This is a genomic window from Streptomyces sp. LS1784, from assembly GCF_020103755.1.
GTDB lineage: Bacteria > Actinomycetota > Actinomycetes > Streptomycetales > Streptomycetaceae > Kitasatospora.
In genome coordinates, this window is sequence record NZ_JAHSQD010000771.1 from 1 (window position 1) to 3,140 (window position 3,140).

3 protein-coding genes and 1 pseudogene are annotated in these 3,140 nt (G+C 76.7%); all 4 read left to right on the forward strand.

What is annotated here, in order from left to right:
* Positions 1–467, forward strand: a pseudogene (locus KS423_RS42070) (beta-ketoacyl-[acyl-carrier-protein] synthase family protein); the annotation flags it as partial.
* 11 nt (positions 468–478) lie between these two features.
* On the forward strand, positions 479–1,084 hold the full coding sequence (locus KS423_RS42075) for a hypothetical protein (protein ID WP_224284988.1): 606 nt from the start codon (positions 479–481) through the stop codon (positions 1,082–1,084).
* Between the two features lie 162 nt (positions 1,085–1,246).
* Positions 1,247–2,863 carry a class I adenylate-forming enzyme family protein gene (locus tag KS423_RS42080; RefSeq protein WP_224284989.1) on the forward strand — a complete coding sequence of 539 codons (1,617 nt, stop codon included), beginning with the start codon at positions 1,247–1,249 and terminating at the stop codon, positions 2,861–2,863.
* Positions 2,860–3,140, forward strand: a 281-nt coding sequence (locus KS423_RS42085) for a beta-ketoacyl synthase N-terminal-like domain-containing protein (protein WP_308020316.1), incomplete at its 3' end; no start/stop codon positions are given. The genes KS423_RS42080 and KS423_RS42085, both read left to right, overlap by 4 nt.

Below are 3,140 nucleotides of genomic sequence, written 5' to 3' on the forward strand. Positions count from 1 at the left end.
TGGCCGGCTGGGGCCGGGCCGGGGACGCCCACCACGTCTGCCGCCCGGAACCGGAGGGCGTCGGGGCGGCCCGCGCCATCGAGGCCGCACTCACCCGCGCGGGCGTCGGCCCCGCCGAGGTCGGCTACGTCAACGCCAACGGCACCGGCTCCACCCTCGCCGACCGGGCCGAGGCCCGCGCCCTGCGGCGGGTGTTCGGCCCACACACCGACCGCCTGCCGGTCAGCTCCAGCAAGTCCGTGCACGGGCACGCCCTGGAGGCCTCCGCGCTGCTCGAACTCGCCGTCACCATCGGCGCGTTGGGTACCGGTCTGCTCCCGGTCAACGCCGGCTGGCTCGGCCCGGACCCGGACCTCGCGCTGGACCTCGTCCTGGACGGCCCGCGCACCGCCCGTCCCCCGTACGCCCTCAGCCTCAACTCCGCCTTCGGCGGCGCCAACACCGCGCTGCTGCTGGCCCCGGGATGACAGCCACCGCCATGACCCCTGCCGACCACACCCACGGACTGCGGATCCTCGCCGAGGCCCGCCGCCCCGCGCCCGGCCTGGACGGGCCCCCGCCACCGCTGCCCGGCTTCGCCGCCTCCGGCTTCAACCCATTGGTCGCCGACACCGCCGAGCGCTGCCTGCGCGCCCACCACGGCGAGCCGCCCGCCCCCGGGCGGACCGCCCTGCTGCTCGCCAGCGCGAGCGGCGACCTCGACACCGCGCGGGCCATCGAGCACAGCGCCGAACCCGGACAGCGGACCGGCCCGCTGCTGTTCTTCCAGTCCAACCCCAACGCCGTCCTCGGGCACATCTCCGCGCGCTGGGGCCTGACCGGCCCCATCGCGGCGATCTGCCCGGCCGAGGCCGAACCCGGCCGCGTCCCGGCCGAGGCGTTCGAGCTCGCCGCGCTGCTGCTCGACGACGGCGACGCCGACCGGGTGCTGGCCCTGGCCGTCGAGCAGACGCCCGACGGGGACCGGGCCGCGGCCGTCCTGCTCGCCGGTCCGACCGGCGGTGGACCGCACCCGACGGCCAGGACCGACGAACGGACCGGGAGCGCCGACCGAACTGAACCCGCCGCCCACCCCCGACCGTAGGAACCATCGAGGCCCGGCGCCTGACGCAGCCGCACCCGGCACACCAGCGCCCCGTCCGACCCCGCCTCGCTCCGGACACCCGCCGCCCGCGCGGCCGACCGACCCTGCCACCCGATCAGCCGCCCGGGCCGTCCACCGGCCCCGAGGGAGGGATCCACCCCCGTGACCATCCGCAGCCTCCGCACCCAGCTCGCGGACGACCCCGACGTGGGCGCCGGCAACGTCCTGACCGCCCGGATCGCGCTCGGGCTCGACCTGGACGTGCCGCTGCTCAGCTTCGACACCCCGGTGGACGACCACTCCGTCTGGCAGCCGTTCACCCTGCGCGAGCTGGACCGCGCCGTCCGGACCCGCGCCGCCGCACTGCACGGTCTGGGCGTCACCCGGCGCGACCCGGTGGTGGTGTACGCGGGCGACGCCGCCGACCACGTGCTCGCCTTCCTCGCCCTGGCCCGGCTCGGCGCCATCCCCGCACTGCTCAACCCCAACCTGGACGGCGAGCGCGCCGCCCGCTACATCGCGCGCCTCGGCGCGGCCGGCGTCCTCGCCGACCCCGCCCGCCTGGCCGCGCTGGCCGACCACGACCCCGGCGCGCCGCTGCTGCCCGAGATCTCCACCCTCGGCGCCGGCGACCCGGACGCCGCCCCGGAGCCGTACCGGCACTGGTCCGGCGACCCGGTGGCGATCACCCACTCCTCCGGCACCACCGGCATGCCCAAGGCCGTCGTCCACTCGCACGCGAGCCTGTACGCGGCGATCCGCCACCGGTTGCGGCTGCCCCGCCCGCAGGGCCAGGACCGGATGCTCAGCGCCCTGCCCGCCCCGCACGCCGCCACCCTGATCGCACTCAACCTCGCTCTCAGCTCGCACACCGAACTCGCCGTGCTCTCCCGGCAGTCCGGCGACGGCGTGCTGGCGGCGATCGAGCGGTGGCGGCCCACCGGGGTGATCGGCTTCGCCGCCACCTGGGCCGACCTCGCCCGGCACGACCTCGCCGCCCGGGACCTGACCTCCGTCGCGCTCTGGTGGAACACCGGCGACTGCGCCCACGAGGTGCACATCCGCCGCCTGATCGCCGCCGGCAGCCGGGAGACCGTCACCCGGGCCGGCCGGACCCGGCTGCCCGGCTCGCAGTTCGTGGACGGCCTCGGCTCCACCGAGATGGGCCACTCGCACTTCTTCATCACCCACGGCCCCGGCACCGAGCGCTACGGCCGCTGCGTGGGCCGACCGCACGCCTTCGTCGACTGCGAGGTGGTCGGCCCGGACGGCGAACCGCTCGGCCCCGGCGAGGTCGGCGAACTCGCCACCGCCTCACCCACGTTGGCGATCGGCTACTGGAACGACTCGGCCACCACCTTCCGCACCCGGCTGCGCGGCCGCTTCCTCACCGGGGACCTGATGTACCGGGACGAGGAGGGCTACTACTACCATGTGGACCGGGCCGTCGACTCGGTCGAACTCGGCGGCGGCAAACGGCTGTTCACCGCGATGTCGGAGGAGCGGGTGCTGGCCGCCTGCCCGGACGTGCTGGACTGCACGGTGGTCGCGGTACGGGACGGCGACCGCGTGGTCACCGACGTGCTGCTGCTCCTCGCCGCGGACGCCGACGGGGCCGCGGACCGCACCGAGGCGGTCGTGGCCGCCCTGGACGAGGCCGCCGCCGCGACCGTCCGCAAGGTGCTGGTGGTCTCCCCCGACGACATCCCGCTCGGCCCGACCGGCAAGGTCCGCAAGGTCCTGCTGCGGCAGACCCACCTCTCGGCGGTGGGCGCGTGAGCGAGCGTAGTGGGCACATCAGCCCGCGCTCCGGCGCCGTCGTCACCGGCATCGGCCTGGTCTCCCCGCTCGGCCGCAAGCCCGCCGAGGTGTTCGAGGCACTCACCGCCGGCCGCTCCGGCCTGCGCGCCGTCCCCGAGGGCCACGCCGCGCACGGCCGGCTGCCCGCCGCCGGGATCGCCCCCGCCGTGGACGGCCGGGAGGTGCTGCCGCGCACCGAGACCCGCTGCGTGGACCGCTTCGTGCTGCTCGCCCTGGCGGCCGCGGACGACGCGCT